24 protein-coding genes and 1 riboswitch are annotated in these 25,481 nt (G+C 61.9%); of the genes, 12 read left to right on the top strand and 12 right to left on the bottom strand.

Translation table 11 applies throughout. From position 1 onward, the window contains the following. Window positions 1-39: 39 nt before the first annotated feature. The 3 genes from IF204_RS04900 (at window position 40) to IF204_RS04890 (ending at window position 4,933) form a co-directional block, all read left to right on the top strand. The gene (locus tag IF204_RS04900) at window positions 40-912 is read left to right on the top strand and encodes a helix-turn-helix domain-containing protein (protein WP_167638708.1); all 873 of its coding nucleotides are present in this window, start codon (window positions 40-42) and stop codon (window positions 910-912) included. A gap of 99 nt (window positions 913-1,011) precedes the next feature. After that, window positions 1,012-3,162 carry a TonB-dependent siderophore receptor gene (locus IF204_RS04895; RefSeq protein ID WP_194095134.1) on the top strand — a complete coding sequence of 717 codons (2,151 nt, stop codon included), beginning with the start codon at window positions 1,012-1,014 and terminating at the stop codon, window positions 3,160-3,162. Between the two features lie 64 nt (window positions 3,163-3,226). Continuing rightward, window positions 3,227-4,933, top strand: coding sequence for an ABC transporter ATP-binding protein (locus IF204_RS04890; RefSeq protein WP_194095131.1), 1,707 nt, complete (start codon window positions 3,227-3,229; stop codon window positions 4,931-4,933). Here the strand turns inward: IF204_RS04890 and IF204_RS04885 are convergent, their stop codons facing one another. Genes IF204_RS04885 through IF204_RS04870 form a run of 4 tightly spaced genes read right to left on the bottom strand, consistent with a single transcriptional unit; the run spans window position 4,934 to window position 7,185 of the window. Then, window positions 4,934-5,764 (bottom strand): energy transducer TonB, encoded by an 831-nt coding sequence (locus IF204_RS04885; RefSeq protein WP_194095129.1) that lies wholly within the window; start codon window positions 5,762-5,764, stop codon window positions 4,934-4,936. After that, window positions 5,761-6,153, bottom strand: a complete 393-nt coding sequence (locus tag IF204_RS04880; protein ID WP_194095127.1) for an ExbD/TolR family protein — start codon at window positions 6,151-6,153, stop codon at window positions 5,761-5,763. Before IF204_RS04880 ends, IF204_RS04885 begins: the two co-directional genes overlap by 4 nt. 3 nt (window positions 6,154-6,156) lie before the next feature. Then, the gene (locus IF204_RS04875) at window positions 6,157-6,531 is read right to left on the bottom strand and encodes an ExbD/TolR family protein (protein ID WP_194095125.1); all 375 of its coding nucleotides are present in this window, start codon (window positions 6,529-6,531) and stop codon (window positions 6,157-6,159) included. 3 nt (window positions 6,532-6,534) lie between these two features. After that, on the bottom strand, window positions 6,535-7,185 hold the full coding sequence (locus IF204_RS04870; protein ID WP_194095123.1) for a MotA/TolQ/ExbB proton channel family protein: 651 nt from the start codon (window positions 7,183-7,185) through the stop codon (window positions 6,535-6,537). 23 nt (window positions 7,186-7,208) lie between these two features. Here IF204_RS04870 and IF204_RS04865 point away from each other — a divergent pair, with 23 nt between their 5' ends. Next, window positions 7,209-7,502 carry a hypothetical protein gene (locus IF204_RS04865; RefSeq protein WP_194095122.1) on the top strand — a complete coding sequence of 98 codons (294 nt, stop codon included), beginning with the start codon at window positions 7,209-7,211 and terminating at the stop codon, window positions 7,500-7,502. 90 nt (window positions 7,503-7,592) lie between these two features. Here IF204_RS04865 and IF204_RS04860 read toward each other — a convergent pair whose 3' ends face one another. From IF204_RS04860 to IF204_RS04830, 7 genes are read right to left on the bottom strand one after another with little or no spacing between them, the layout of a single operon-like run. After that, window positions 7,593-8,738, bottom strand: coding sequence for an iron-containing alcohol dehydrogenase (locus IF204_RS04860; RefSeq protein WP_194095121.1), 1,146 nt, complete (start codon window positions 8,736-8,738; stop codon window positions 7,593-7,595). Next, window positions 8,735-10,117 (bottom strand): aldehyde dehydrogenase family protein, encoded by a 1,383-nt coding sequence (locus IF204_RS04855; protein WP_194095120.1) that lies wholly within the window; start codon window positions 10,115-10,117, stop codon window positions 8,735-8,737. Before IF204_RS04855 ends, IF204_RS04860 begins: the two co-directional genes overlap by 4 nt. Before the next feature lie 16 nt (window positions 10,118-10,133). Further along, entirely contained in the window at window positions 10,134-11,486 is a 1,353-nt protein-coding gene (locus IF204_RS04850) for a glutamine synthetase family protein (RefSeq protein ID WP_194095119.1), read from the bottom strand. Between the two features lie 60 nt (window positions 11,487-11,546). Then, on the bottom strand, window positions 11,547-12,581 hold the full coding sequence (locus IF204_RS04845; RefSeq protein ID WP_194095118.1) for a TRAP transporter substrate-binding protein: 1,035 nt from the start codon (window positions 12,579-12,581) through the stop codon (window positions 11,547-11,549). 56 nt (window positions 12,582-12,637) lie between these two features. Further along, complete coding sequence (locus tag IF204_RS04840; RefSeq protein ID WP_194095117.1) at window positions 12,638-13,960, bottom strand: TRAP transporter large permease; 1,323 nt, start codon at window positions 13,958-13,960, stop codon at window positions 12,638-12,640. Further along, window positions 13,960-14,556 carry a TRAP transporter small permease subunit gene (locus IF204_RS04835; RefSeq protein ID WP_167638892.1) on the bottom strand — a complete coding sequence of 199 codons (597 nt, stop codon included), beginning with the start codon at window positions 14,554-14,556 and terminating at the stop codon, window positions 13,960-13,962. The genes IF204_RS04840 and IF204_RS04835 overlap by 1 nt, the downstream gene beginning before the upstream one ends. Beyond that, window positions 14,549-15,304, bottom strand: coding sequence for an N-formylglutamate amidohydrolase (locus tag IF204_RS04830; RefSeq protein ID WP_194095115.1), 756 nt, complete (start codon window positions 15,302-15,304; stop codon window positions 14,549-14,551). The genes IF204_RS04835 and IF204_RS04830 overlap by 8 nt, the downstream gene beginning before the upstream one ends. Window positions 15,305-15,412: 108 nt before the next feature. Between IF204_RS04830 and IF204_RS04825 the strand changes: the two genes are divergently transcribed. The 3 genes from IF204_RS04825 to IF204_RS04815 all read left to right on the top strand — a co-directional run bounded on the left by IF204_RS04825 (window position 15,413) and on the right by IF204_RS04815 (window position 19,033). Next, on the top strand, window positions 15,413-16,321 hold the full coding sequence (locus tag IF204_RS04825) for a MurR/RpiR family transcriptional regulator (RefSeq protein WP_407658890.1): 909 nt from the start codon (window positions 15,413-15,415) through the stop codon (window positions 16,319-16,321). 81 nt (window positions 16,322-16,402) lie between these two features. After that, window positions 16,403-16,610: riboswitch (cobalamin riboswitch) on the top strand. A gap of 111 nt (window positions 16,611-16,721) precedes the next feature. Next, entirely contained in the window at window positions 16,722-17,957 is a 1,236-nt protein-coding gene (locus IF204_RS04820) for an aromatic ring-hydroxylating oxygenase subunit alpha (RefSeq protein ID WP_194095111.1), read from the top strand. Next, a complete protein-coding gene (locus IF204_RS04815) occupies window positions 17,954-19,033 on the top strand; it encodes a hybrid-cluster NAD(P)-dependent oxidoreductase (protein ID WP_194095109.1) in 1,080 nt (359 codons plus the stop codon). The genes IF204_RS04820 and IF204_RS04815 overlap by 4 nt, the downstream gene beginning before the upstream one ends. On the opposite strand, the gene IF204_RS04810 is transcribed toward IF204_RS04815, so the two are convergent. Then, a complete protein-coding gene (locus tag IF204_RS04810; protein ID WP_228069072.1) occupies window positions 19,030-19,908 on the bottom strand; it encodes a LysR family transcriptional regulator in 879 nt (292 codons plus the stop codon). The genes IF204_RS04815 and IF204_RS04810 overlap by 4 nt on opposite strands. A 115-nt stretch (window positions 19,909-20,023) precedes the next feature. Between IF204_RS04810 and IF204_RS04805 the strand changes: the two genes are divergently transcribed. From IF204_RS04805 to IF204_RS04785, 5 genes are all read left to right on the top strand, one after another. Continuing rightward, the gene (locus IF204_RS04805) at window positions 20,024-20,791 is read left to right on the top strand and encodes an SDR family NAD(P)-dependent oxidoreductase (RefSeq protein ID WP_194095106.1); all 768 of its coding nucleotides are present in this window, start codon (window positions 20,024-20,026) and stop codon (window positions 20,789-20,791) included. A gap of 171 nt (window positions 20,792-20,962) precedes the next feature. Further along, window positions 20,963-21,547 (top strand): ANTAR domain-containing response regulator, encoded by a 585-nt coding sequence (locus IF204_RS04800; RefSeq protein WP_167638885.1) that lies wholly within the window; start codon window positions 20,963-20,965, stop codon window positions 21,545-21,547. Continuing rightward, a complete protein-coding gene (locus IF204_RS04795; protein WP_194095105.1) occupies window positions 21,544-22,707 on the top strand; it encodes an ABC transporter substrate-binding protein in 1,164 nt (387 codons plus the stop codon). The genes IF204_RS04800 and IF204_RS04795 overlap by 4 nt, the downstream gene beginning before the upstream one ends. A 259-nt stretch (window positions 22,708-22,966) precedes the next feature. Then, a complete protein-coding gene (locus IF204_RS04790; protein ID WP_194095104.1) occupies window positions 22,967-24,334 on the top strand; it encodes a CmpA/NrtA family ABC transporter substrate-binding protein in 1,368 nt (455 codons plus the stop codon). A 59-nt stretch (window positions 24,335-24,393) separates the two neighbouring features. Further along, window positions 24,394-25,476 carry an ABC transporter permease gene (locus IF204_RS04785; RefSeq protein ID WP_194095103.1) on the top strand — a complete coding sequence of 361 codons (1,083 nt, stop codon included), beginning with the start codon at window positions 24,394-24,396 and terminating at the stop codon, window positions 25,474-25,476. The last annotated feature ends 5 nt before the right edge of the window (window positions 25,477-25,481 follow it).

Raw genomic sequence — 25,481 nt, 5'->3', positions numbered from 1 at the left:
CCGCGCTTCTTTTGCATTCCGATTTACGGGGATAGACCCATGACTTTCCGTCCGAATATGACGTCCTTCGTGCAGGGCTTTTCCCTGAAACGCCCGCTGGCCAACCGCTCTGTTGATGGGGTTGTGGCCGATTACTGGTCCGTTGACGCCGAACAGGGCGCGGGCGGGCACTACCTGTCGCCGGACCCGCGCATTGTGATCATCCTGTCGGGCAACGAGAGCAAGATCCACTTCAAGAGCGAGAACGGCGAGCAGTACGCCGCCTCCAAGATCACCTATATCCCCGCTGGTATGCCGCTGTGGTCGGTGGCCGAGGAAGGCGTGGAGCTGCGCCACCTCGACCTGCATATCCGCCGCGATGTGCTGCTGCGGGTCTTGGGCCAGACGGCGCGTCAGATCAACTTCAACCGCCCGATTTTCGCGGACGATCCCGAGGTTCTGCTGATTGCGAACATGCTCGCCGACGAGTGCATGGAGCCCAAGCAGTCCGACGGTTTCGTAGCCTCGCTGATGGAGGCGATGATGCACGCGCTGTTCCGCCCGAGCGAGGCGTGCAAGACCATCGGCGGGCTGTCCCCGTCGCAGATGCGCAAACTGGTGGCGAAGGTCGAAGCCAGCCCGCACCTGACACTGTCGAACAAGGAACTGGCGGACACCGTGGGCCTCTCCGAAGGCTGGTTCATCACCGCGTTTCGCCACACCGCAGGCACCACGCCGCACAAATGGCAGACAGGTCTGAAAATCGCGCGGGCCATGCAGGCGATGACACAAGACCCCAAGAAAGCGCTGGCGGAAATCGCGGCGGACTTCGGCTTTGCCGACCAAGCGCACATGAGCCGCACGTTCAAGGCGATCGTCGGCCTGCCCCCTGCAAACTGGAGAAGAACGGCTATTATGCAAAACCTGCATTAACCGCCGGAACATTCAAAACGCATAAGTCCTGTTCAAGCGGAATCCCTATTCCTGACTTATTCACTCGGAAATAACATCCGCTTGAATAAGGACAAAAAGATGAAGCGCTCCTCCTCCCTTGCGCGTGTGATGGGACACACCGCCCTGATCGCTCTGATGACCGCCCCCGCTCTGGCGCAGGACGTGATCGACCTGCAAGAAATCACCGTCGACGTTGTGGTCGATGACGGCACCGGCCCTGCCGAGGGCGCGAACCCCGCGACCCTGTCGGGCACAAAGACCGCCGCTCCGCTGACCGAAGTGCCGCAGTCCGTATCGGTCGTCAGCAGCGCCGCCCTTACCCAGCAGAACGCCCGCAAAGTGGACGAGGCGCTCGCCTACACCCCCGGTGTTCAGGCCGCGCCCTATGGCTACGACAGCGACACCAACTGGTTCTTCGTGCGTGGCTTTGCGGCGACCGCGACGGGCGCGTTCGTCGACGGGCTCCAGAACTTTTCCTACGGTTTCGGCGGGTTCTACGTCGATCCCTACCAGCTTGAGCGGGTCGAGGTCGTGCGCGGCGCGTCCTCCGCGCTTTACGGTGGCTCGAACCCCGGCGGTCTGGTCAACATGACCACCAAGCGTCCGACGGGCGAAGAAACCCGCGAAGTCGAAACGGGCCTCGACAGTGACGGCGGTGCGTGGGTGGCGACCGATATCAACACCACACAGAACGGCGTCGACTACCGCCTGACCGCCCGCGCGGCGCAAACCAGCGGCAATGGCGTGTTCGAGGACGGCTATCGCGGCTTCATCGCGCCCTCGGCCACGTTCCAGACCGCGAACGGCGAACTCAACGTCTCTGCCAGCTACACCAACATCCAAGAAGACCACGTCGGTAATTCGTGGCTGCCCTACGTCGGCACCGTGGAAGAAGCGGACTTCGGCTACATCGCCCGCGACTTCAACTCCGGCGAGCCGGGGTATGACTGGTACGACCGCGAGCAGTTCACGCTCGGCGCGGAATACACCGGTGCGCTGGGTGAGTGGGCGCTGACCAGCAACAATCGCCTCAGCTATGCGGATGTGAGCGAAGGCTCGGTCTACGCCTACGGCTACAACGGCTACTCGGCGACCCCGACCGATGCGGACAACACGCTGTCGCGCATCAAGTTCGACCACTTCACCGAGACCACGTCATTCGCCTCCGACAACCGCATCGAAAACACCTACGTCACGGGCGGGATGGAGCACGACCTGATGTTCGGCCTCGACCTGCGCACTGTCGAGATCGACCAAGTGCAATCGTCGGTCGCGTGGCCCGATGCGGCGACCACCCTGTCGGCCAGCGATCCACAGTATGGCGCGGCGCAGCCCGATACCTCCCCGTATGCAGACAACGTGATCGAGCAGACGCAGGTTGGCCTTTATGCGCAGGACCAGATCCGCTTCGGTGACGGCTGGATCGCCACCCTCACAGGCCGTCAGGACTGGGTCGAAACCACCGCCTCGGAGGACCGCACCTCTGGCGCTGCGGGCTCGAACCGCGAGGACAGCGAATTTTCGGGCCGTGTGGCCATCGCCAAGGAAATGGCGAACGGCTGGACGCCCTACGCGTCGATCAGCACCTACTTCCTGCCGCAGATCGAAACCTCTTCTGCCGGTGCGGACATCACGCCGGAGACGGGCGAGCAGTGGGAAATCGGGGCCAAGTGGGCCTCGGCGGACGGCAGCAGCTTTGTCGGCGTGTCGGCCTTCCAGATCGACCGGACAGGCATCGTGCAGAGCACGTGGAACGGCGCGGGCTATGACTACACCCAACTGGGTGAAGTCCGCTCGACCGGCTTCGAGCTGGAAGCCAACCACGACTTCGGCAACGGCGTGAAGGCGCAACTGGCGCTGACCACGATGGACGTTGAGGTCATGGACGACGCCAACGCCGCGCTGGTCGGGAAAACGCCCTATGCCACCATCGAGGATCAGGCGAGCCTGCACTTCGAATGGACCCCGACCGCCCTGCCCGCGCTGACCCTGAACGGCGGCGTGCGTTATTCGGGCGCAAGCTGGGCCGACAACGCCAACACCCAAGCGGTGCCGGCTGTGACGCTCTATGATGCGGGCGCGAACTATGCCTTCAACGATAGCTGGAGCGCCAACCTCGCCGTCACCAATCTGGCCGACACGACCTATGTGGCAAGCTGCCAGACCAACCTGAACTGCTTCTACGGTGAAGGTCGGAATGTGTCGCTTGCGGTCCGTCACTCCTTCTGATTGAGTGCCTGACATTGACAAGGGGGGCGCATGGTCGCCCCCCTTTTTCTATCGGATTTTCCAGATGCTACGCTCTTTCTTCGCTTATTACCGCCCGTGGCTGGGCCTGTTCTGGCTCGACTTCGGCTGCGCGATCCTCGCGGGCCTGTTCGAACTGGCCTTCCCGCTGGCCGTGACGGGCTTCATCGACCACCTCATTCCGCGCGGCGACTGGTCGCTGACGATCTGGGCGGCGGTCGGACTACTGGTGCTTTACGCGTTTGCGGCGGGGCTGATGGCGATCGTGACCTACTGGGGCCACATGCTCGGCATCAATATCGAGACAGAGATGCGCCGCCGCGCCTTTGAGCACCTGCAAAAGCTGTCGTGGACGTTCTTTGATAAGACCCGCACCGGTCATCTGGTGTCTCGCGTCACCCGTGATCTGGAGGAAATCGGAGAGGTTGCCCATCACGGCCCCGAGGACCTTTTCATCGCCATCATGACCTTTGCCGGCGCCTTCATCGCGATGCTGTGGCTGAACCCGACGCTGGCGTGGATCACGGCGATTGTGGTGCCTGTAACCTTTGCCATCATCACCGTGGCGGGCACCAAGATGACGAAGACCTGGCAGGACATTTACGGGCGCGTCGGCAACTTCAACGTCCGTCTGGAAGAAAACATCGGCGGCATCCGCATGGTGCAGGCATTCGCCAACGAGGGCCACGAAAAGGAGCTGTTTGCAAAGGACAACTCCTCCTACCGCACGACGAAGCTGGACGCGTACCGCGTGATGGCGGGCTCGATCACGCTGCAATACATGGGAATGCGCGCCGTGCAAGTGCTGATCATGGTGGTCGGCGCGGCGATGGTGCTGAACGGCAGCCTGACGACGGGTGCGTTCGTCGGCTTCCTGCTGCTGGTCAACGTGTTCTTCCGGCCCTTGGACAAGATCGCCTCGGTGATCGAAACCTACCCCCGCGGCATCGCAGGTTTCCGCCGCTATCTGGAGCTTCTGGACACCGCGCCCGACATCGCCGACAGCGAGGGCGCGATCGAGTTGGAAGTGACCAAAGGCGCGATCACCTTCGAGGGCATCAACTTTGACTACGACGCGGACAGCATTGTTTTGCGTGACATTTCCTTGGACATCGCAGCCGGAGAGACCGTTGCCTTCGTCGGCCCGTCGGGTGCTGGCAAGACCACGCTGCTGTCGCTGCTGCCGCGTTTCTACGACGTGACCTCGGGCCGGATTACGGTCGACGGGCAGGACATCCGCGACGTAACGCTGGCCTCGCTGCGCAGCCAGATCGGGATCGTCAGTCAGGACGTTTACCTCTTTGGCGGCACGCTGCGCGACAACATCCGCTACGGCAAACTGGGCGCGACGGAGCAGGAAATCCTCGACGCCGCTGCCCACGCGCAACTTCTGCCGCTGATCGAAAGCTTGCCCGAGGGGCTAGACACCATCGTCGGCGAGCGCGGCGTGCGTCTGTCGGGCGGCCAGAAACAGCGCGTCTCCATCGCGCGGGCGTTCCTGCGCAATCCGCCGATCCTGATCCTTGACGAGGCAACCTCGGCACTCGATCCGCAGACCGAACGCGCCATTCAGGCGTCGCTGACCGAGCTGTCGAAGGACCGCACCACGCTGGTCATCGCGCACCGCCTGTCCACCATCCGCAGCGCCGATAAGGTTGTTGTGCTGGAAGAAGGCCGCGTCATCGAACAGGGCGGGCATGACGAACTTAAGGAACGCGGCGGCGCCTTCGCCCGCCTCGCCACCATCGCCTGATTACTGGAAGCTGATCGGCAGATTGAAGCTGTAGCTCGGATCTGGCAGCCCGCTCGGCGCTGCCGGATAGCGGGCGGTCTGGGCGGCGCGGATGGCCGCTTGATCGAGCGCTTCGTTGCCGGAAGACGAGACCACAGCGATGGATTGCAGCCCGCCGTTCGTGGCCACCGTGATCCGCAACGTCACCCTGCCCGCCGCGCCGCGCGCTGCCGACGGATAGCGCTTGCGCCGCTCCACAGCAGCCGCGACTTGGGCACCCCACTGCATAACAAGCGACTGGCGGCGCGCCTCTGCCGCTTGCGCTTCGGCGCGGGCTTGGGACTGACCTGCGTTGGTCGACCCGCCGCTGCCGGATGCCGTCTGGGCCTGCACGGGTTCCTGTTTCGGAGCAGGCGGCGACAGGTCAGCGGGCCGCACGGGTGGTGGGGTCGAGGCACCCTCTGCGATCTCGGGCATCGGGTCGGGCTGGCGCTCTGCCGGAGTCGTGTTGATCTGCGGCGGCTGGGGCGCGGCCATCGGCAAGGCCGGTGCGGAGGGCATCGCGGGCGCCACCGGAGCGTCCGTCACAGGGGACGACATCGCGGGCATTTGCGGCATGGCTGGCGCAGTCGGAGCGGTCATTGCGGGCGCGGCTTGCACTTCCGGCGGACGCTCCCACTCGGCCACCATCGCTGCGACCGAAGCGTTTGCGGCCACGAGCGAAAGCTGCGCCTCGCCGCCAGCGCCTGCACTTTCCGCCGCGCCTTCGTCACTGAGGAACAGCGTCACCGCCCCTGCGTGGAGGCCAAGCGCGATCACGCCCCAAAGGGCTGTTTCCAGCGCCCGCTTCATGGCTGCGTCACCAGTTCGACGTCGGCAATGCCAAGCCCCGCAAGCTGCGTCAAAAGCCCCGCGATCTTCACCGCAGGTGCCTTGGTATCGGCGCGCATGGTCGCGGCGGCTCCGTCGCACTCACCCCCACACAGCACAGCGGCGTAGGCGGTCAGCGCCTCTGCATCGCGGGCGTCCTGATAGGCCGCCACGCCGTCCGCGCCGACGTAGAGCACGGCGTCGAGGTCGGCAGGATCGTCGGCGCTGGATTGCGGCGGCGTGACCTCCACGGGTTCGGGCGGGGCCATGCGGGCGCTCATGAGGAAGAAAATCAGCAGTAGAAACACCACGTTGATCATCGGGATCACGCTTTCCAGCGGCTGTTTGCGGTGGGGGGCGGCGAATTTCATCGGCTACTCCACCAGCACCAGATGCGAAAACCCTGCCCCGCGCAGGTCGTCCATCACGGCGACGACGCGGCCCAGATCGGTCGCCTCGGCGGCTTTCAGGACGATGATATCGCCCGCGCTCTCGGTCAGCGGCGCGACCTCTGCCGCGATGTCATCGACCGCGATGCCGTTTAATTCCACACCCTCGGGCAACACCGTGACCAGTCGCGGCGGGCCGGAATAGCTGTCACCGCTGCCCGACGCGAGGCCGAGCGCGACGTGCATGTCGGTGCCAAAACGGGACACCAGCATGAAGAAGATCAGCAGCAGGAACACCACGTCGATCATGGGCGTCAGGCTGATCCTGCGCCGTTTGCGGACAGGGGCGAAGTCGAACATGGCTCAGAGGCCAGCCTTGCTGGCGTAGACGAACACGCGGGTCGCGCCGTCCTCGATTTCGTGGCGGAGGCGGTCGGCGATACCCTCGAACCACGTCAGTGCGATGGAGGCCGGGATCGCGATGGCCATGCCGTAGGCGGTGGTCAGAAGCGCCTCCCAGATGCCGCCCGCGAGGTCGGAGGGATCGGCGGAGGCTCCGCTGTCCTGCAGCGCTTGGAACGCGTCGATCATGCCGAGCACGGTGCCGAGCAGGCCGAGGAGCGGCGCGATGGTCACGACGAGCTCCAAGGGGCGTAGACCAGCGCGGGTGCGTTCGAGGTAAGCGGCGGCGAAGCGTTCGGTGTCCTCCCGCGCGGCGCTTTCTGGCAGCCCGCCAAAGAGTCGCGTGGTCATGGCGTAGGACACGATCCGCGCGCGCAGCGTCCGGCGACCGAGGAGCGATCTGCGGGCCGCCTCGCGGTCGCCCTGCTCCATCCGGCTGAGCGCATTTTGCGTCGCCCTGCCCCCGTTCCACGCGCCGAGGCGGACCAGCTGGCTGATCTTCCACAGGATCAGCGCGACGGCCACAACGCTCAGCGCGGTGAGCGCCCAGATCGACGGTCCGGCGTCCACGATCAGGCGAAAGGCGGCGGCGAAATCGGCGTTCTGGGGCATGGCTGGCTCTGGGTTGGAATTACTTGAGTGATTTAGTCAGTAACTCAGGCGCCGAAAATCGTAAAGCCAATACCTATAAAAATAGTCAACTTTACAGATATCGCGGAATGTATTGGGAGAAAACAAAAAAAGCCGCCGACGCGCTCTGCCGGGAGGAGGAGGAAGGCAGAGGGTCAGGCGGCTTTTTCAAACTTGCCGAGAACCGGTTCGTTTCGGATCAGCGCCACGCCAATCTTGATTCCAAGATGCAATATTTTTCGAGACTGGCAAATCTCTTCCGAGATTACGACTATCCCAATTTGCAACCTGTCACCTGATGTGTGCCCAAATTGCTTCACTTTGCCCAACCACTAGGCACAAAAAAGACGCCCCGCCGGAGCGGAGCGCCTGAAAATGTAACGAACGCCTTAGATGACGGCTTCGAAAAGCGCGCGGACGTTCGACTCGGTCAGTTCAATCGGGTTGCCGCCGCAGGACGGGTCGGCGAGTGCGGCGGGCACCAGTTCGTCGATCTTGTCCAGCGACGCGCCCATCTCGGACAGTTTGCGCGGGATGGCGAAGCTGTCATTGAACTCCTGCACGAAGCTGCGGAAGCCGTCGAAGCCGCCGTCCACACCGATGTAGCTCGCCGCGCGATCGAAACGGTCGGCGATGGCCGAGGCGTTGAGTTCGAGAACCGCGGGCATACAGACGGCGTTGGTGGTGCCGTGGTGGGTGTTGAACACCGCGCCGATCGGGTGGGATAGCGCATGGATCGCGCCGAGCCCCTTCTGGAACGCGACAGCGCCCATTGCGGCGGCAGCCATCATGTTCGAGCGCGCTTCGAGGTCGGTGCCGTCGGCGTAGGCTTTGGGCAGGTTCTCGATCACGAGACGCATCCCTTCGAGCGCGATGCCTTGGCTCATCGGGTGATAGAACGGGCTGGAGAACGCTTCGACGCAGTGCGCGAAGGCATCAAGGCCGGTACCTGCGGTGATGAACTTCGGCATTCCGACGGTCAGTTCGGGGTCGGCGATGACCACGGTCGGCAGCACCTTCGGGTGGAAGATGATCTTTTTGACGTGGGTGACGCTGTTGGTGATGACCGAGGCGCGGCCCACTTCGGAGCCCGTGCCAGCCGTGGTCGGCACAGCGATGATCGGCGCGATCGCGTCCGCATCAGCGCGGGTCCACCAATCGCCAATATCCTCGAAATCCCAGATCGGGCGGGTCTGGCCAGCCATGAAGGCGACCATCTTGCCCAAATCGAGGCCGGAGCCGCCGCCGAAGGCGATGACACCGTCATGACCGCCGGCTTTGTAGACCTCGACGCCCTTGGCGAGGTTCACTTCGGTCGGGTTCGGGTCGACGTCGGCAAAGATCGCGCGGCCGAAACCGGATTCCTCGAGGATATCCAGCGTCGATTGGGTGATCGCCATATCGGCCAGACCGCGGTCGGTGACGAGCAGCGGGCGGGTGATGCCAGCCTGCGCCAGCGCGGCTGGGAGTTCCTTGATCCGGCCAGCGCCGAATTTCACAGCGGTCGGATAGGACCAGTTTCCTACGAGGTTCATTTCGTCACCTTCTTGAGATGGTAGGATTTCGGACGGGTGAGGTTCTGGTAGCCGATCACCGAAAGACCGCCGCCCCGCCCTGTGTTCTTGCAGCCCGTCCAGCACAGCGCCGGATCGAGGTAGTCGGCGCGGTTCATGAACACGGTGCCGGTTTCAAGCTGGTCGCCCACGGCAATCGCGCGGTCCACATCCTGCGTCCAGAGCGAGACGGTCAGGCCGTATTCGCTGTCGTTCATCAGGGCGATGGCTTCCTCGTCGCTCTTGACCGGCATGATGCCGACGACGGGTCCGAAGCTTTCTTCTTTCATTACGCGCATGTCGTGGGACACGTTGGTGAGGATTTGCGGCGTCAGGTAAGCGGCGCCGTCGTCCTCGGCAAAGGTGTCGATGTGGGTCTTGGCACCCGCTGCGACGGCCTCTGCGATCTGCTCGCGGACCTCCTTGGCGAAGCGGACGTTGGCCATCGGGCCGATGGTGGTGTCTGCGTCGAGCGGGCTGCCCAGCTTGTAGCCGTTCACAGTCTCGACGGCCTTTTCAACGAAGGCATCAAAGAGGCTTTCGTGGACGTAGATGCGTTCGATCCCGCAACAGCACTGGCCAGAGTTGAACATGGCTGCATCGACGAGCGTGGCCACGGCCGCGTCCAGATCGGCGTCTTCCATGACGTAGCCCGGATCTTTGCCGCCAAGTTCGAGGCCGACGCCGGTGAAGGTGCCTGCCGCCGCCTGCTCCATCGCCTTGCCGCCACCGACCGAGCCGGTGAAGTTAACGAAATCAAACGCATTGCCCGCGATCAGGTCGTTGGTGGTGTCGTGGTCGAGGAAGACATTGATGAATACGTCCTCGGGCACGCCAGCGGAATGGAACGCCTTAGCCATCCGCTCACCGACCAGCAGGGTCTGGGTCGCGTGCTTGAGCACCACGGTGTTACCCGCGATCAGCGCAGGGGCGACCGTGTTGATGGCGGTCATGTAGGGGTAGTTCCACGGCGCGACGACGAAGACGACGCCGTGCGGGACGCGCTTGATGTAGCGCTTGAAGGTCGCGTCCTCGCCCACCTCGATATCGGCGAGGCTGCTTTCCGCGATCTCTGCCATGTAACTGGCGCGTTCGTTAAAGCCGCCGAACTCGCCACCGTAGCGGGTCGGACGGCCCATCATGTGCGCCAGTTCCGGCACGATCTCGTCGTTCATCGCGCCGACGGCAGCAACACCGGCCAGCACCAGTTCGATACGCTCTGCCAGCGGGCGCGCGGCCCATGCGGCCTGCGCATCGCGGGCGCGTTTGGCGGCTGCAAACGCCTCGTCCTTGGAGAGCGTGTCACGGGTCGCGAAAACCGAGCCGTCAATGGGCGAAATACACTTCAGTTGCCCTGTCATGGTGTCCTCTTGGAATTTAGGAACGTTCGAAACCACGCGCGACCTCATAGTCGGTCACGGCGGCGTCGAAATCTTGGATTTCTACTTCTGCTGCGCGGGCGTAGTGGTCGATTGTCCAATCGCCAAACGCTTCGCGGAGCATCTCGGATTTCATCAGCGTCACGCGCGCATCGCGTAAGGTAGCGGGGATCTCGCCAACCTCGGCCTCGTAGGCGTCACCGGTGAACGGCGCCTCCAGGGTCAGCCCTTCTTCGATGCCCGCGATACCGGCAGCAAGCTGCACGGCCATCGCAAGATACGGGTTCAGGTCCGAGCCGCCGATGCGGCATTCCACGCGCACGCCTTTGGAGTTCTCGCCACAGAGGCGGAAGCCAGCGGTGCGATTATCGACCGACCAGATGATGCGGGTCGGCGCGAAGGTGCCGCGCTGGAAACGCTTGTAGCTGTTGATATAGGGCGCGAGGAAATACGTGTAATCGGGCGCGTATTTCATGAGGCCCGCCATGTAGGACTTCATGATCGCCGACATGCCGCGCTTGTCTGCGGGGTCGTGGAAGACGTTGGTGCCGTCCTGCCAGAGCGACTGGTGAACGTGGCTGGACGATCCCACACGGTCGGCGCGGTATTTGGCCATGAAGCTGGCCGCATGACCGTTTTGCCACGCGATTTCCTTCACCGCGTGCTTGGCGATGGTGTGGTATTCGGCCGTGCTCATCGCGTCGGCGTATTTGATGTTCAGCTCTTCCTGACCGGCTTCCGCCTCGCCCTTGGTGTTCTCGACCGGAATACCTGCGGCATAGAGGTGGTTGCGGATCGGGCGCATCACGCCCTCTTCCTTGGTGGTCTGGAAGATGTGGTAATCTTCGTTGTAGGCCGAGATCGGTTCGAGATCGCGGAAGCCGCTGCGGCGCACCTCGTCAAAGCTCTTGGCAAAGAGGAAGAACTCCAGCTCGGTCGCCATCATGGCGGTGTAGCCGAGAGCCTCGAGCCGTTTCACCTGCTTTTTCAGCATGGCGCGCGGCGAGTGCGGGACTTCTTCGTGGGTATGGTGGTCGATGACGTCGCAGATGACCATCGCGGTGCCTTCGAGCCACGGCACGGGGCGGATGGTCGAGAGGTCCGGCTTCATCACATAGTCGCCGTAACCGCTCTGCCACGAAGTTGCGGCGAAACCTTCGGGCGTGGACATTTCGAGGTCCGTCGCCAGCAGGTAGTTACAGCAGTGGGTTTCTTCCCATGCGCTGTTCACGAAATGCTGCGCGTGGAACCGCTTGCCCATCAGACGGCCCTGCATGTCCACGATGCAGGCCAGAACGGTGTCGATCGCACCCGATGCGACCTGTGATTTCAGCTCGTCGAAAGAGAGCATTGCGGGAACCTCCGGTATTGTGGCGCCCCGCCGGAGCTATCTCCGGCGGGGCAGTCAGACTTAGCTGTAGCGGTACGGACGACCGGCTTTCATCATGTCTTCGTTGTACTTCTTGATGATCGAGACGACGCGGGCCTTCACTTCGGACTCCTGAGCGATTTCGTCCCAGAACTCCATGGCCTTTGCTTCGACGGTGGCCCATTCTTCGTCCGGAATGGTGGTCAGCTGCATCTTGGTGCCTTCGACACGCAGCTGCGCTTCGCCGCCCCAGTACCACCACTGACGATAGTAGTGCGACTGGTCACAGCAGACGCGGAACAGCGTCTGGAGGTCTTCCGGCAGTTCGTTCCAACGATCCTGGTTGGCGAAGAACGAACCGGCCCAAGCGCCCGAGATGTTGTTCGTCAGGAAGTAGTTGGTCACGTCAGCCCAGCCGACGGTGTAGTCTTCGGTGATGCCCGACCATGCGATGCCGTCAAGCTCGCCGGTTTGCATGGCGACTTCCACGTCTTCCCACGGAATGGTCACAGGCACGACGCCGAACTGCGACATGAAGCGGCCAGCGGTCGGGAAGGTGAAGACGCGCTTGCCCTGAAGGTCAGCGAGGCTGTTGATCGGCTCTTTGGTGGCAAAGTGGCACGGATCCCACGAACCGGCGGAGATGTGCTTCACGCCAACCTTGGAGTATTCTTCGTCCCAGATCTCGTTCAGACCGTACTGGTTGAACAGCACCGGCACGTCGAGCGAGTAGCGGGACGCAAACGGGAAGTAGCCGCCGAACACGGTGACTTCGGTCGGGGATGCCATCGAGTCGTCATCCGACTGCACGGCGTCGATGGTGCCGCGCTGCATCGCACGGAACAGCTCGCCGGTCGGGACTAGCTGGTCAGCGAAGTACAGTTCGATCTGCATCCGGTCGCCAGCGATCTTGTTGAACATGTCGATGGCCGGTTTGACCACGTGTTCTGCCAATGCGGGACCGGCGTAGGTCTGCATACGCCACGTGATCGTCGACTGGGCAATCGCGGGAGCAGCAAGGGGGGCGGCAACTGCGCCGACACCAGCCGTTTGAAGGAACTTACGTCTTGTCGTCATGGTAGTACTCCTTGTTGGTGGTTGGGGCGGCCCGCTTGGCACAGGCTCTGTTATGATCAGTTTCCGTACACGAGCTCCGGCAGCCACATCGCGATGCTTGGGAAAACCATCACCAGCGACAGTGCGAGGACCATCAGGAAAACGAACGGAATAATGGAGCGGTAGATGTCACGCAGGCCGATTTCCGGCGGTGCCATCGCGCGCATGAGAAAGAGGTTATAGCCGAAGGGCGGCGTCATATACGCGATCTGGGTCGTGATCGTGTAAAGCACGCCGTACCAGATCAGATCGAAGCCCAGCGCGTCCACGAGCGGGACATAGAGCGGCGCCACGATCACCAGCATCGCCGTATCATCGAGGAACGTCCCCATGACGATGAAGCTGAGCTGCATGAGGATCAGGATCATCCACGGGCTGAGGTGCATCTGCTCGGTAAAGAGGTTCTCGATCGCACGGACAGCACCGAGGCCGTCGAAGATCGCGCCGAAGCCCAATGCTGCGAGTATGATGAACATGAACATGCAGGAGATGCCGAGCGTCTGGCGAACGGAGGTCTCGAACACTTCCTTGGTCATGCGGCCCTTGAGGACAGCGGCAACAAAGGCAGCCATCGCGCCGATAGCGGAGCTTTCGACGAGCGAGGTCCAACCGTTGACGAAGGGCACCATCATCGTCGCGAAGATTACCAGCGGGAGGATGCCAGCGCGCAGCAGGCGGAGCTTTTCGGCGCGTGAGACCTGACGCTCTTCCTCGGGCAGTGCCGGTCCCAGCGACGGGTTAATGCGGCAGCGGATGTAGATGTAGATGATGAACAGCGCGGCCATCATGAGGCCGGGCACCACGCCAGCGAGCCACAACTGGCCAACCGGCTGGCGGGCGATCATGGCGTAGAGCACCAGAACGACCGAGGGCGGCACCAAGATCCCGAGAGATGACCCCGCTTGGATCACCCCCGTCACCATGATCTTGTCGTAGTTCCGCTTCAGCAGTTCGGGCAGCGCGATGGTGGCACCGATAGCCATACCCGCGACCGACAGACCGTTCATGGCAGAGATCAGAACCATCAGACCGATGGTACCAATGGCCAGACCGCCGCGCACGGGCCCCATCCAGACGTGGAACATCTTATAGAGGTCGTCGGCGATTTTGGATTCCGACAACACGTAGCCCATAAAGATGAACATCGGCAGAGTGAGCATCGGATACCACTTCATCAGCTTCATCGCAGCCGAGAACGGGACATCCACGCCTCCGGTCCCCCAGAGGAGCAGACCGGCGATGGCTCCGATAAATCCGATGGCGCCAAAAACGCGCTGCCCTGTGAAGAGCATCAGCATCATGCCGCTGAACATCAGAAGGGCGATCATTTCATGTGACATCAGAGTTCGACTCCGCGGATACGGCCGATATCACGGAAGAATTCGGCAAGGACTTGCAGGATCATCAGGAAGACGCCCAGCGCGAGGGTCAGCTTGATCGGCCAGATGTACGGACGCCATGCAGTCGAGCTGCGTTCGAGGTAGCCCATCTGTTCGACCGCGGCATCGGGGCCGCCGGTGAAGAAGCTGACGATAAGGTCTTTGTAGAAAACGAGCGGCTCCATTCCGAAATAACCGATGGAATAAGCCAGCGAGCCCAGCGCGCCGTAGAGCAGAACGCCGAGGTAGAAGAGCAGGAAGAACACGGTAAAGCCGTCCATCCACGCTTTCTGTTTCGGGGTCCAACCGCCGTAGAACAGGTCCATGCGGACGTTCGAACCCATCTGGATCGAATACGGCCCGCCGAGGATGTAGTAGGCCACCATGATGAATTGCGCGGTCTCCAGCGTCCACAGGGACGGCGTGAAGAACGTTTTGGAGATCGACGACCACAACAGCACGCCGACCAGCGCGAAAATGCCGTACATGGCAAAGCGGCCGATGATGCGGTTCATGGCGTCCACGAAGCGGACGTATCCCCTGATGACTTTAGGCATCATGTGCCTCCAGTTGTTCCAGTGCGGGGCGCAGCATCGTCAGCAGGGTCTCTGCCATCGCGGTCTGCTGCGCTTCGGTCTCTAGGAGGTCATTGCGGACCTCGATCATCACGTTAGCGATGCCCTTCTCTACCCCGTGGATGCGGAGCGAGTGTGTCACCCCATCGTTAGGGCCATAGGGTTCGTTCCGTTCGACAAGGTGATCCGTCTCTACCGCCAGCATCGCATCAGCGAGGCGGGTGTCGGCGTCATGAAGGATACCGATCTCTGTCCTGCGGGGCTCGCCGTAATAAACAGGCGTGAAGGTGTGCATCGTGACAATGGCTTTGGGCTGTGCGGCCTCTGTCATCTTGGCGACAGCCTCGACGAAGGGTTCATAGTACGCCTTGGTGCGAGCGTCCCTTTCGGCCTGATCCAGCGCACGGTTCCCCGGCACTTCGATCAGTTCGGACTTCTCGGGCATCGCGCTCGGCGCTTCGGGCGGGCGGTTACAGTCGTACACAAGCCGCGAGATACCGGAGGCAACAAGCGGCGCATCCAGTCCAGTGCTCAACATTCGGGCAACTGGCAACGCACCGGGATCCCAAGCGGCATGACTGACGCGGTCGGCCTCACTCAGCCCCAAGCCGTTCAGATATTCGGGGATATGGTTCGAAGCGTGCTCACACAGAATCAGCACACCGCCCTGCCCCATGGGGTTTTCGACGATCACTGCCGTATCCTGCGAGGTTTCGCTTTGATTGCGCATTGGTGTCCCTGTGGTTTTGTAAAATTGTTTCCATGCGTTCGTAATTCTGTCAATATTTTTCCGATGGCACTTTGAGAGACGCTGGTCCCTTTCCATTTCCGCAGCGTCATGCCTAAATTCGGAGCACTGGAAAAAACGGGGGCTGCGTTGACACAGCAGAACACCACGGTCCGTGAACTGATCCGCGAGCACTACGGCGTGCTCACGACCGCCGAGAAGAAGTTCGCAAATCGTCTGCTGGAGAATTACCCCGCAGCGGGCATCGCCTCTATTACCGTGGTGGCGCAGAATGCGGGTGTGTCTACGCCTACAGTCGCGCGAACTGTCGGCAAGCTGGGCTTCAAGGGCTTCCCCCAGTTCCATCAGGCTTTGCTGTCCGAACTACAGGCAAAGGTCCAAGGCCCCACGCAGCGCCGCGCCAATTGGGCGACCGAAGCGCCCGAGAGTCATCTGCTCAACCGTTTCTCGCAGGCGGTGACGCGGAACCTCAGCCAGACGCTGTCCAATATCGACCACGACAAATTCGATGAAGCGGCCAAGGAAATGTCGGATACCTCTGGCCGCCTCTATATTGTGGGTGGCCGTATTACCCGCGCGCTTGCGGAATACGCCTTTACCCACTTCCAAGCGATCCGCGAGCGCGTCACCCATATGACCAGCTCTTCCGCGACATGGCCCCACTACGTGCTGGACATGAAAAAGGGCGACACGCTGCTGATGTTCGACATCCGCAGATACGAGACCAACCTGCTGCGCCTTGCCGAACTGGCCAAGGAACGTGAACTGACGGTGATCCTCATAACCGACCAGTGGGCCTCCCCCGTGGCGAGCGTGGCGGACTACGTGTTCCAGTGCTGGGTCGAGATCCCATCGGCGTGGGACTCCAACGTGTCCACCATGATGCTGCTGGAGACGCTGATCGGCGCGGTGCAGGAAGAGAACTGGCCGCGCACCAAGGAACGCTTTGATAGACTCGACGAGGTGTTCGAAGCCGCCCGCCTGTTCCGCAAACCGTAAAAAGCTGCAACGCAGCGACGCCTTCGTCTCATTTTGCAATCCGAGAGTCGGAATTGAACCAGATTCGGAGCACTCTTCTTCTAGGGTAGCGACATGTCAGGTGCGGCCTCGCGATGGAAATTGCGGGGTCGATAATTGGGAAGCCGGTGTAATTCCGGCGCTGCCCCCGCAACGGTAAGGAACTGTATTGTAACGATATTACGCCACTGGGAGGAGGAGACATCCCGGGAAGGCATCGTTACAACTCTGAGGTCCAAGCCCGGAAACCAGCCGGACACTACGTCAAACCGCGGGCGGCGGTGGGGGCGGAGCTCGCGTCGCGCAACTCCTCTGCGTGCCGGTTGTCTCCTGCTGTCTGCCCATACCTATTTCGGCCTTGTTACAGGCTTCGGAGATCAAAATGGACGCAAGTCAGACAGCACGCGAACTCATCGCCCAGCGTAAGCCGGGATATTCTCTGCCGCAGGCTTTCTATAACGATCAGGGCATCTTCGATCTCGATATCGAAAAGATCTTTGCCCGCGAGTGGCTCTTTGCCACGCCCGCTTGCGCCCTGCCCAAGACCGGCAGCTATATCACCCAGAAGATCGGCAGCTATTCGATCACCGTGGTGCGCGGCGCCGACAAGGAAATCCGTGCGTTCCACAACACCTGCCGTCACCGTGGTTCGATCATCTGCAAGGGCAAGACCGGCCAAGTGGCAAAGCTCGTGTGTCCCTACCACCAGTGGACCTATGACCTTGACGGCAAACTCCTTTGGGCCCGCGATATGGGACCGGAGTTCGATCCCCGCCAGCACGGTCTGAAGCCTGTTCACTGCCGCGTTCTCAATGGTCTCGTGTTCATCTGCATTGCCGACGAAGCGCCGGACTTCGACACCTTCGCGAACAAGGCTGGCGCCTACCTTGCGCCGCACGATCTGTCGAACGCCAAGGTCGCGTTCCAGTCGACCATCATCGAAGAAGGCAACTGGAAGCTCGTGTGGGAGAACAACCGCGAGTGCTATCACTGTGCGGGCAACCACCCGTCGCTTTGCCGTACCTACCCCGAAGATCCGAGCATCACCGGTGTGTCCGCCGATGGTTCTTTCCCCGAGAAGATCGAGAACCACTTCCGCCAGAACGAAGCCGCTGGCATCCCGTCGCGCTTCCGCATGTCGGATGACGGCCAGTTCCGCGTGGCGCGTATGCCGCTGCTGGACGGCGCAGTCAGCTACACCATGAACGGCAAGCCTGCGGTGTCGAAGTTCCTCGGCAACGTGCCGGTCGCCAATGCCGGCCCGCTCCTGATGTTCCACTACCCGACAACGTGGAACCACTTCCTGCCCGATCACTCAATTACCTTCCGCGTGACTCCGATTGGCCCGCAGCAGACCGAAGTGCAGACCACGTGGCTTGTGAACAAAGATGCGGTCGAGGGCGTGGATTACGACCTCGAAACGCTCACTCATGTCTGGACCCACACCAACGACGAAGACCGCGAAGTCGTAGAGAACAACCAGCAGGGCATCAACTCGCCCGCTTACGAGCCCGGTCCCTACTCTGCCTCGCACGAGGATGGCGTGAACCAGTTCGTGAACTGGTATTGCGCGACCCTTTCCGATGAAACCACCGACCTTGCGGTAGCAGCAGAATGACACTCCACCAGCCCAATATCTCCGCGCCAGTCACGTTCTGGGATGCGTCCGAGCCGCTCGAATGCATTTCGGTCATCCCTGAAGCGCCGAACGTCGCGACCTTCTGTTTCCAAGCGCCCTCGGGCGCGCTGTTCTCCTACGTGCCTGGCCAGTTCGTTACACTGGAGCTGCCCGTACCGGGCGGTCCGCTTTACCGCACCTATACGATCTCTTCCTCGCCCTCCCGCCCGATCACGCTGACGATTACTGTGAAAGCGCAGGAAGGCAGCATGGGCACGCGCTGGATGCTGGATCACCTGAAGCCGGGGATGCGGATTACTGCGATGGGGCCTGCGGGGCGGTTTTCGAACCACTTCCACCCGTCGGACAAATACCTGTTCATCTCTGCCGGTTCGGGCATCACGCCGATGGTGTCGATGACCACGTGGATGTTCGACAGTGGCCGCCCTGCGGACGTGATGTTCATCAACTGCGCCCGCCGCCCGTCTGAGATCATCTTCCGTCAGCGTCTGGAGCATATGGCCAGCCGTTTCCCCGAACTCGACCTGAAATTCGTGGTCAAGGAAACAGACCCGTTCCGTCCGTGGACTGGCTATCAGGGCCGTTTCAACCAGCTGATGCTCAGCCAAATCACGCCTGACTATCTGGAACGCGAAGTGTTCTGCTGCGGCCCCGAAAGCTTCATGCATTCGGTGCGAGAAGCGCTTGTGGGCCTCGGCTTCGATATGGAGCGCTACCATCAGGAAAGCTTCCAGCCCGCCGAGGAAGACGATGTCGCGCCGATGGAAGATGACGTCATCCCCGACGAGACTGTCAGCGCCGAGGTGGTCTTTGCCCACTCCGAGGTCACGCAGACCTGCACAGAGAACGACACGCTGCTTACCACCGCACGTGCTGCGGGCCTCAACATTCCGTCGGGCTGTACCTTTGGCGTGTGCGGCACCTGCAAGATCAAGAAGGTCTCCGGTCAGGTGCACATGGTCCACAACGGCGGTATCACCGACGAGGATGTCGAGGACGGTTACGTTCTGGCCTGCTGTTCCAAGCCTATTGGCCGCGTCGAGGTGGAAGCCTAATGGATTGAAACGTCGCGGAATAATTCCACGACCCAATCCACGAACACCCGTACCCGCAGGTTCAGCTGTCTGTTCTGCGGGTACAGGATATGCACCGGCGTCGGCGATGGCGGCGTGTCGGTGAGCACTTCGACTAGCCGCCCCGCCGCGATTTCCTTGGCGATCGACGGGCGCGGCAACTGGACGAGGCCAAGCCCGCGCAGGGCTGCGGCGCGCATCGTCTCCACCCCTTCGACCGTCACGCGGGCGGGCAAAGTGACCTCGCGGCTCTGGCCGTCCACTGTGAAATCGAACGGGATCACCCCGCCGACGGCGCTGGAGTGGAAGCCGACGATGTGGTGGCCGTCCAGCTTGTCCCAGCTTTCAGGCGTGCCGTGCTTGGCGAAGTATTCGGGCGTCGCGACCGTCGTTTCGGGTAGCAGAGCGACCTGACGCCCCACCAGATCGCTTTCCCCGAGATTACCGCCGCGGATCACGCAGTCGATGCCTTCACGCACGAGATCGACGAAGCGGTCGGCCTCGTTGAAGTGGAGGCTCAGCTCAGGGTACTTTTCGAGGAACTCGGGCAAAGCGGGCATGATCAGTTCGCGCACGGTGGAGCCCAGCGAGCTGACCCGCAGGATGCCGCGCGGTTGACCACCGCTGAAGGCGTCCTCCGCCTCTTCGATTTCGGCAAGGATGTTCAGGCAGCGCTGATAGTACGCCTCACCATCCAGCGTGGTGCGGACCTGCCGCGTGGTGCGCTCCAGCAGCCGCACGCCCAGCCGCTGTTCCAGCCTTTTGACTGCGTCCGTCGCGGTGGAGGCAGGCAGGCGCAGATCCTCGGCGGCGCGGGCGAAGCTTTGCCGCTCCACGATCCGCACGAAAATGCGCATGGCGTCTATCCGGTCCATTATCCGACATTCCCGAATGCTGTTCACAAAAATATGCGGCTTATTCGCAGGCCACAAACAAACACATAAGGGGCACAGCAACGAAGAGGAAACCCCTATGACCACCTCAGAACAGAAAATCGCAATCATCACCGGTGCCAGCCGTGGCCTTTGCCGCTCTGCCGCTATCGCTCTGGCCCGCCGCGGCGTCCATGTGATCGGCACCGACCACACCAACGCGCAGGCCGCCGAAGACACCAAGGCCGAGATCGAAGCGCTGGGTAGCCGCGCCGTGATGATCCAGCTCGACACATCGGACACCAGCGGCTTTGCCGACTTCGCCGATGCGGTCTCCACCCACCTGTCCGAAGTCTGGCAGCGCAGCAGCTTCGACTATCTGGTGAACAACGCCGGTACAGGGATGCACAAAGCGTTCACCGACACCACCGAGGACGAGTTCGACGCGCTGATGAACATCCACTTCAAGGGCGTGTACTTCCTGACCCAGAAGCTGCTGCCGCTGATGGCGGACGGCGGGCGGATCGTGAACATCTCGTCCGGCCTCGCCCGCTTTGCCGCGCCTGGTGCGTCGGCATACGCGGCGATGAAAGGCGCGATTGAAGTGCTGACCCGCTACCTCGCCAAAGAACTGGGCGAGCGACGCATCGCGGTCAACACCGTCGCTCCGGGCGCGATTGCGACCGACTTCAACGGTGGCGGCGTGCGGGACAACGCGCAGATCAACCAGTGGGTCGCGGATGTGACGGCCTTGGGCCGCGCGGGCGAAGCCGACGATATCGGTCCCGCGATCTCTGCCCTGCTGTCCGAGGACAACCGCTGGGTCAACGCGCAGCGCATTGAAATCTCTGGTGGTATGATGGTCTGAGCCATTCTACCGGCCGCCTCGCGATAGCTTTCGCGGGGCGGTTTCTCATGTGCTGAAAATGCGAGCAAACTTTCGGCAATCGTCCAAGATTTGAGCGCCGCCCTAGGGCATCCATGACCGCATACGTATGTCGCAATAGACGGGTTTCCGGAGTCGGGCATAGCCAGAGCTATGGCTAATCGTCTCTCCATTGTCGTCGTCGAAGCGAACGCTGAACGCGCCCTCTCCATCAGGCAGGCTCTGTCGGGTGCGGGGGACTATGACGTTCACATCCTTCAGGATACCGCGGGTTTGTCGCGGTCCATCGCCAGTCACAAGCCCGATGTCGTGCTGATCGACATGGCCGACCCGTCCCGCGACGCGCTGGAGGAACTGGCGCTGGCCTCCGGCCCGCTGGATCGCCCGGTCGCGATGTTCGTGGACCGCAGCGATGATAACCTGACCAAAGCCGCAATTGAGGCGGGCCTCAGCGCCTATGTGGTCGACGGGCTGCGACCCGACCGCCTGAAGCCGATCCTCGACGCAGCATTGACCCGTTTCCAGATGTTCCAGCGGATGCGCAAGGAACTGGAGACCACCAAGCGGGCGCTCGAAGAGCGTAAAGTGATCGACCGCGCCAAAGGTATCCTGATGAAAGCCCGCCGTCTGAGCGAAGAGGACGCATACGCGCTGCTCCGCAAGACTGCGATGGATCAAGGCAAAAAGGTCGTCGAGGTCGCACAGGCGCTCGTCACCGCGTCGGAGCTACTGTCATGAGCGGCGCACGTCTCGGTGTCGGGTTCATCCCGCTGGTCGATAGCGCGCCGCTGGTCGTGGCGCATGAATTGGGCTTTGCCGCTGGCGAAGGGTTGGAGCTGGAGCTTCACAAATCGCCGTCGTGGTCGATGCTGCGCGATATGCTAAACATCGGCCAGATCGACGCGGCGCACATGCTTGCCCCTGTCCCTGTGGCGCAGGCGCTCGGTATCGGTAATTCCAGCCGTTTCGACGTGCTGTCGATGATGTCCATCAACGGCAACGTCACGGGCGTGTCGACCGAACTGGCGGCAAAGATGCGCGCCAACGGTTTCGATTTTTCCTTCACCGACGCCTATGCCGCAGGCAAAGCGCTGATCGCGGCCACGGGCGGTGATTTCCGCATCGGCGTGCCCTTCCCGTTTTCGATGCACGCGGAGCTGCTCTACTACTGGCTCTCCGCGCTCGGCCATCCCGCGCCGCAGGGCATCCAGATCCGAACCGTTCCGCCGCCGATGATGGCGCAGGCGATTGCGGCGGGCGAGATTGATGCGTTCTGCGTGGGCGAGCCGTGGGGCTCTATCTCGGTCGAGAACGGCGTGGGCGAGTTGCTGCTCCCTGGCGCTGCGATCTGGGCTGGAGCGCCTGAGAAGGTGCTCGCCGTCCGTCATGACTGGGCCGAGCAGGAAAAAGCCACCGCGCTGCGCCTGATCCGCGCGGTGTGGAAAGCGGGCCGATGGCTCGCGCAGCCAGACAACCGCATCATGGCTTCCGAAATCCTCGCGCGGCCTGCCTATCTCAATGTCGCGTCCGATGTGATCGACCGTGCGCTCAACGGCGAGCTTATCGTGAACCGCGCGGGCGACGAACGTCGCGTGCGGAACTTTGTCGATTTCTACGGACACAACGCGACCTTCCCTTGGAAGTCGCAGGCCGCATGGATTGGCTCGCAACTGGCGTCCCGCGTTGGCATGGACCGCGGTGCCGCAGAAACCAGCGCGGCGGAGGTGTTCCGCACCGACCTTTACCGCGAAGCGCTTTCAACCGAGTCCGCTGCATTGCCGCAAAAAGACTACCGCTCCGAGGGTGAGTCTTTCGGTGCGGACACAGCCGATGGCGTGGACAGCCAACCTTTTGGCTTCTTCGACCGCCGCATTTTTGAACGCAACAGCGGCACCTGATGAAAACTTGGGCAGTGCTTCGGATTATTTTGCTGCATCACAGCAAATCCGCACAAAACCCATTTCACCCCGCGCACCAAAGGCGCAATGTGGACCCAGATCAGCAATGGCGTTGATCTTCACGAGATTTGCCCAACGACTTGGGCGATTGAGCAAAGCCGCTCGACCCTCTGCCTTCCTCCTCCCTTGGCAGAGAGCGTCAGCGGCTTTTTTCGTTTTTCCCCACTGGGACAACAGACAACAAAGGAACGACAGGGAAATGAAGCATTTGTCCGCCATTCTGGCTGCAACGACCATGCTGAGCACTCCGGCCTTTGCCGAAATGCTGGAACTTGAAAAAGACGAACTGACCTTCGGTTTCATCAAGCTGACCGATATGGCTCCTCTGGCTGTTGCTTACGAACAGGGCTACTTCTTTGACGAAGGTCTGTTCGTGACCCTCGAAGCGCAGGCGAACTGGAAGGTTCTGCTCGACGGCGTGATCGACGGCACTCTGGACGGCGCGCACATGCTGGCAGGTCAGCCGCTGGCTGCCACCATCGGCTACGGCACCGAAGCGCACATCATCACCCCGTTCTCGATGGACCTGAACGGCAACGGCATCACCGTTTCCAACGAAGTCTGGGACATGATGCGCCCGCATATCCCGTCGATGGATGATGGCCGCCCGCAGCACCCGATTTCGGCTGAAGCCCTCGTTCCGGTGATCGAACAGTTCAACGCCGACGGTAAGCCCTTCAACATGGGCATGGTCTTCCCCGTGTCGACCCACAACTACGAGCTTCGCTACTGGCTCGCATCGGGCGGCATCAACCCGGGGTATTATTCGCCCGAGGACGTGACCGGCCAGATCGGCGCTGACGTATTCCTGTCCGTCACCCCGCCGCCGCAGATGCCCGCAACGCTCGAAGCCGGCACCATCAACGGCTACTGCGTTGGCGAGCCGTGGAACCAGCAGGCCGTCATCAAAGGCATCGGCGTTCCGGTCATCACCGACTACGAAATCTGGAAGAACAACCCCGAGAAAGTCTTTGGTATCACTGCGGAATTCGCAGAAGAGAACCCGAACACGACCCTCGCTGTGACCAAGGCCCTGATCCGCGCCGCCATGTGGCTGGACGAGAACGAGAACGCCAACCGTGAGGAAGCGGTCGAGATCCTGTCCCGTCCCGAATACGTGGGCGCGGACGCTGACGTGATCGACAACTCGATGACCGGTACCTTCGAATACGAGCCGGGCGATGTTCGCGACGTTCCCGACTTCAACGTGTTCTTCCGCTACTACGCGAACTACCCCTACTACTCGGACGCCGTCTGGTACCTGACCCAGATGCGCCGCTGGGGCCAGATCGCCGAAGCCAAGCCCGATAGCTGGTACGACGAAGTCGCCAAGTCGGTCTACAAGCCGGAAATCTACCTCGAAGCCGCCCAGCTGCTGGTCGACGAAGGTCTCGCCGATGCCGCCGACTTCCCGTTCGACAGCGACGGCTACCGCGAAGCCACTCCGGCTGAAGACATCATCGACGGCGTTGCCTTCGATGGCCGCACGCCCAACGCCTACATCGACAGCCTGCCCATCGGCCTCAAGTCCGAGCAGATCGTCGTAGGTAACGAAGTTCAAGGCTAATCAGTAACTTATCGGGCGGTCCTCCGCCGCCCGATCACCCTTTTCCCGAGGACCGCCAGATGACAACCGCCGATCCCGATTTCGCAAAATCCGCCGACCGCGAGGCACGCCGCGCCCGCCTTTTCACCCGCATCAACAAAGCCGACGCATGGTTCTCCGTGCTGGGTCTGGGGTGGATCACACCGATGCTGAAGGCCGCCGCAGGTGACAACCCGCGCGCCCAGATGAAGGAAGTCTGGCGTCTGCTCGGCGTTCCGGTTCTGGCCATCCTCTGCTTCATCGCCCTGTGGGGCTTCCTCGCACCGAAGGTCCAGACCTCGCTGGGCGCCATTCCGGGACCGGCTCAGGTCTGGGCGAGCGCCGTTGACCTCCATCAGGACGCCATCGAGAAGGCCGAAAAAGAGGCAGTGTTCTACGACCGCGTCGACCAGCGTAACCAGCGCCTGATCGAAGCGGGCCGCGGTGACGAGGTCAAGGAAATGACCTACACCGGCGCACCGTCCTACTACGACCAGATCGGCACCTCGATCGGTACCGTGTTCTTCGGCTTCCTGATCGCCTCGGCCGTCGCCATTCCGCTGGGCATCATCGCGGGCCTGTCGCCCATCGCGAACGCCGCGATCAACCCGCTGGTCCAGATTTTCAAGCCCGTTTCCCCTCTCGCTTGGCTGCCGATCGTCACCATGATTATCTCGGCCCTCGTACCGAGCAATGACGGCCTCCTCGCCAAGTCATTCCTCGTGTCCGCCATCACCGTGACCCTATGTTCGCTGTGGCCGACCCTGATCAACACCGCGCTTGGTGTGGCTTCGATCGACAAGGACCTCGTGTCGGTCTCCAAGGTTCTGAAAATGGGCACCTGGAAAAAGATCACCAAGCTGGTGCTGCCGTCGGCCCTGCCGCTCATCTTCACCGGTCTGCGTCTGTCGCTCGGTGTGGGCTGGATGGTTCTGATCGCCGCCGAAATGCTTGCCCAGAACCCCGGCCTCGGCAAGTTCGTGTGGGATGAATTCCAGAACGGTTCCTCGCAGTCGCTGGCCCGCATCATGGTCGCCGTCTTCACCATCGGTATCATCGGCTTCCTGCTCGACCGTGTGATGTACGCCCTCCAGTCGCTCTTCACCTTCTCGGCAAACCGGTAACCGTC

Origin of the sequence: Marivivens aquimaris (assembly GCF_015220045.1) — a bacterium.
Classification (GTDB): domain Bacteria; phylum Pseudomonadota; class Alphaproteobacteria; order Rhodobacterales; family Rhodobacteraceae; genus Marivivens; species Marivivens aquimaris.
Note: the sequence above shows the minus strand (reverse complement) of the source record. Positions and strands in the feature narration are given on the sequence as shown.

Bases quoted from the DNA above. Each gene is read 5' to 3' on its own strand.
- IF204_RS04870 (WP_194095123.1), bottom strand. From the start codon at position 7,185: ATGCCCCAGAACGCCGATTTCGCCGCCGCCTTTCGCCTGATCGTGGAC.
- IF204_RS04850 (WP_194095119.1), bottom strand. From the start codon at position 11,486: ATGCTCTCTTTCGACGAGCTGAAATCACAGGTCGCATCGGGTGCGATC.
- IF204_RS04845 (WP_194095118.1), bottom strand. From the start codon at position 12,581: ATGACGACAAGACGTAAGTTCCTTCAAACGGCTGGTGTCGGCGCAGTT.
- IF204_RS04840 (WP_194095117.1), bottom strand. From the start codon at position 13,960: ATGTCACATGAAATGATCGCCCTTCTGATGTTCAGCGGCATGATGCTG.
- IF204_RS04810 (WP_228069072.1), bottom strand. From the start codon at position 19,908: ATGCGCATTTTCGTGCGGATCGTGGAGCGGCAAAGCTTCGCCCGCGCC.
- IF204_RS04790 (WP_194095104.1), top strand. From the start codon at position 22,967: ATGAAGCATTTGTCCGCCATTCTGGCTGCAACGACCATGCTGAGCACT.
- IF204_RS04880 (WP_194095127.1), bottom strand. From the start codon at position 6,153: ATGAAATTCGCCGCCCCCCACCGCAAACAGCCGCTGGAAAGCGTGATC.
- IF204_RS04825 (WP_407658890.1), top strand. From the start codon at position 15,413: ATGCCTAAATTCGGAGCACTGGAAAAAACGGGGGCTGCGTTGACACAG.
- IF204_RS04885 (WP_194095129.1), bottom strand. From the start codon at position 5,764: ATGAAGCGGGCGCTGGAAACAGCCCTTTGGGGCGTGATCGCGCTTGGC.
- IF204_RS04800 (WP_167638885.1), top strand. From the start codon at position 20,963: ATGGCTAATCGTCTCTCCATTGTCGTCGTCGAAGCGAACGCTGAACGC.
- IF204_RS04785 (WP_194095103.1), top strand. From the start codon at position 24,394: ATGACAACCGCCGATCCCGATTTCGCAAAATCCGCCGACCGCGAGGCA.
- IF204_RS04820 (WP_194095111.1), top strand. From the start codon at position 16,722: ATGGACGCAAGTCAGACAGCACGCGAACTCATCGCCCAGCGTAAGCCG.
- IF204_RS04835 (WP_167638892.1), bottom strand. From the start codon at position 14,556: ATGCCTAAAGTCATCAGGGGATACGTCCGCTTCGTGGACGCCATGAAC.
- IF204_RS04895 (WP_194095134.1), top strand. From the start codon at position 1,012: ATGAAGCGCTCCTCCTCCCTTGCGCGTGTGATGGGACACACCGCCCTG.
- IF204_RS04805 (WP_194095106.1), top strand. From the start codon at position 20,024: ATGACCACCTCAGAACAGAAAATCGCAATCATCACCGGTGCCAGCCGT.
- IF204_RS04875 (WP_194095125.1), bottom strand. From the start codon at position 6,531: ATGTTCGACTTCGCCCCTGTCCGCAAACGGCGCAGGATCAGCCTGACG.
- IF204_RS04860 (WP_194095121.1), bottom strand. From the start codon at position 8,738: ATGAACCTCGTAGGAAACTGGTCCTATCCGACCGCTGTGAAATTCGGC.
- IF204_RS04900 (WP_167638708.1), top strand. From the start codon at position 40: ATGACTTTCCGTCCGAATATGACGTCCTTCGTGCAGGGCTTTTCCCTG.
- IF204_RS04890 (WP_194095131.1), top strand. From the start codon at position 3,227: ATGCTACGCTCTTTCTTCGCTTATTACCGCCCGTGGCTGGGCCTGTTC.
- IF204_RS04795 (WP_194095105.1), top strand. From the start codon at position 21,544: ATGAGCGGCGCACGTCTCGGTGTCGGGTTCATCCCGCTGGTCGATAGC.
- IF204_RS04815 (WP_194095109.1), top strand. From the start codon at position 17,954: ATGACACTCCACCAGCCCAATATCTCCGCGCCAGTCACGTTCTGGGAT.
- IF204_RS04830 (WP_194095115.1), bottom strand. From the start codon at position 15,304: ATGCGCAATCAAAGCGAAACCTCGCAGGATACGGCAGTGATCGTCGAA.
- IF204_RS04855 (WP_194095120.1), bottom strand. From the start codon at position 10,117: ATGACAGGGCAACTGAAGTGTATTTCGCCCATTGACGGCTCGGTTTTC.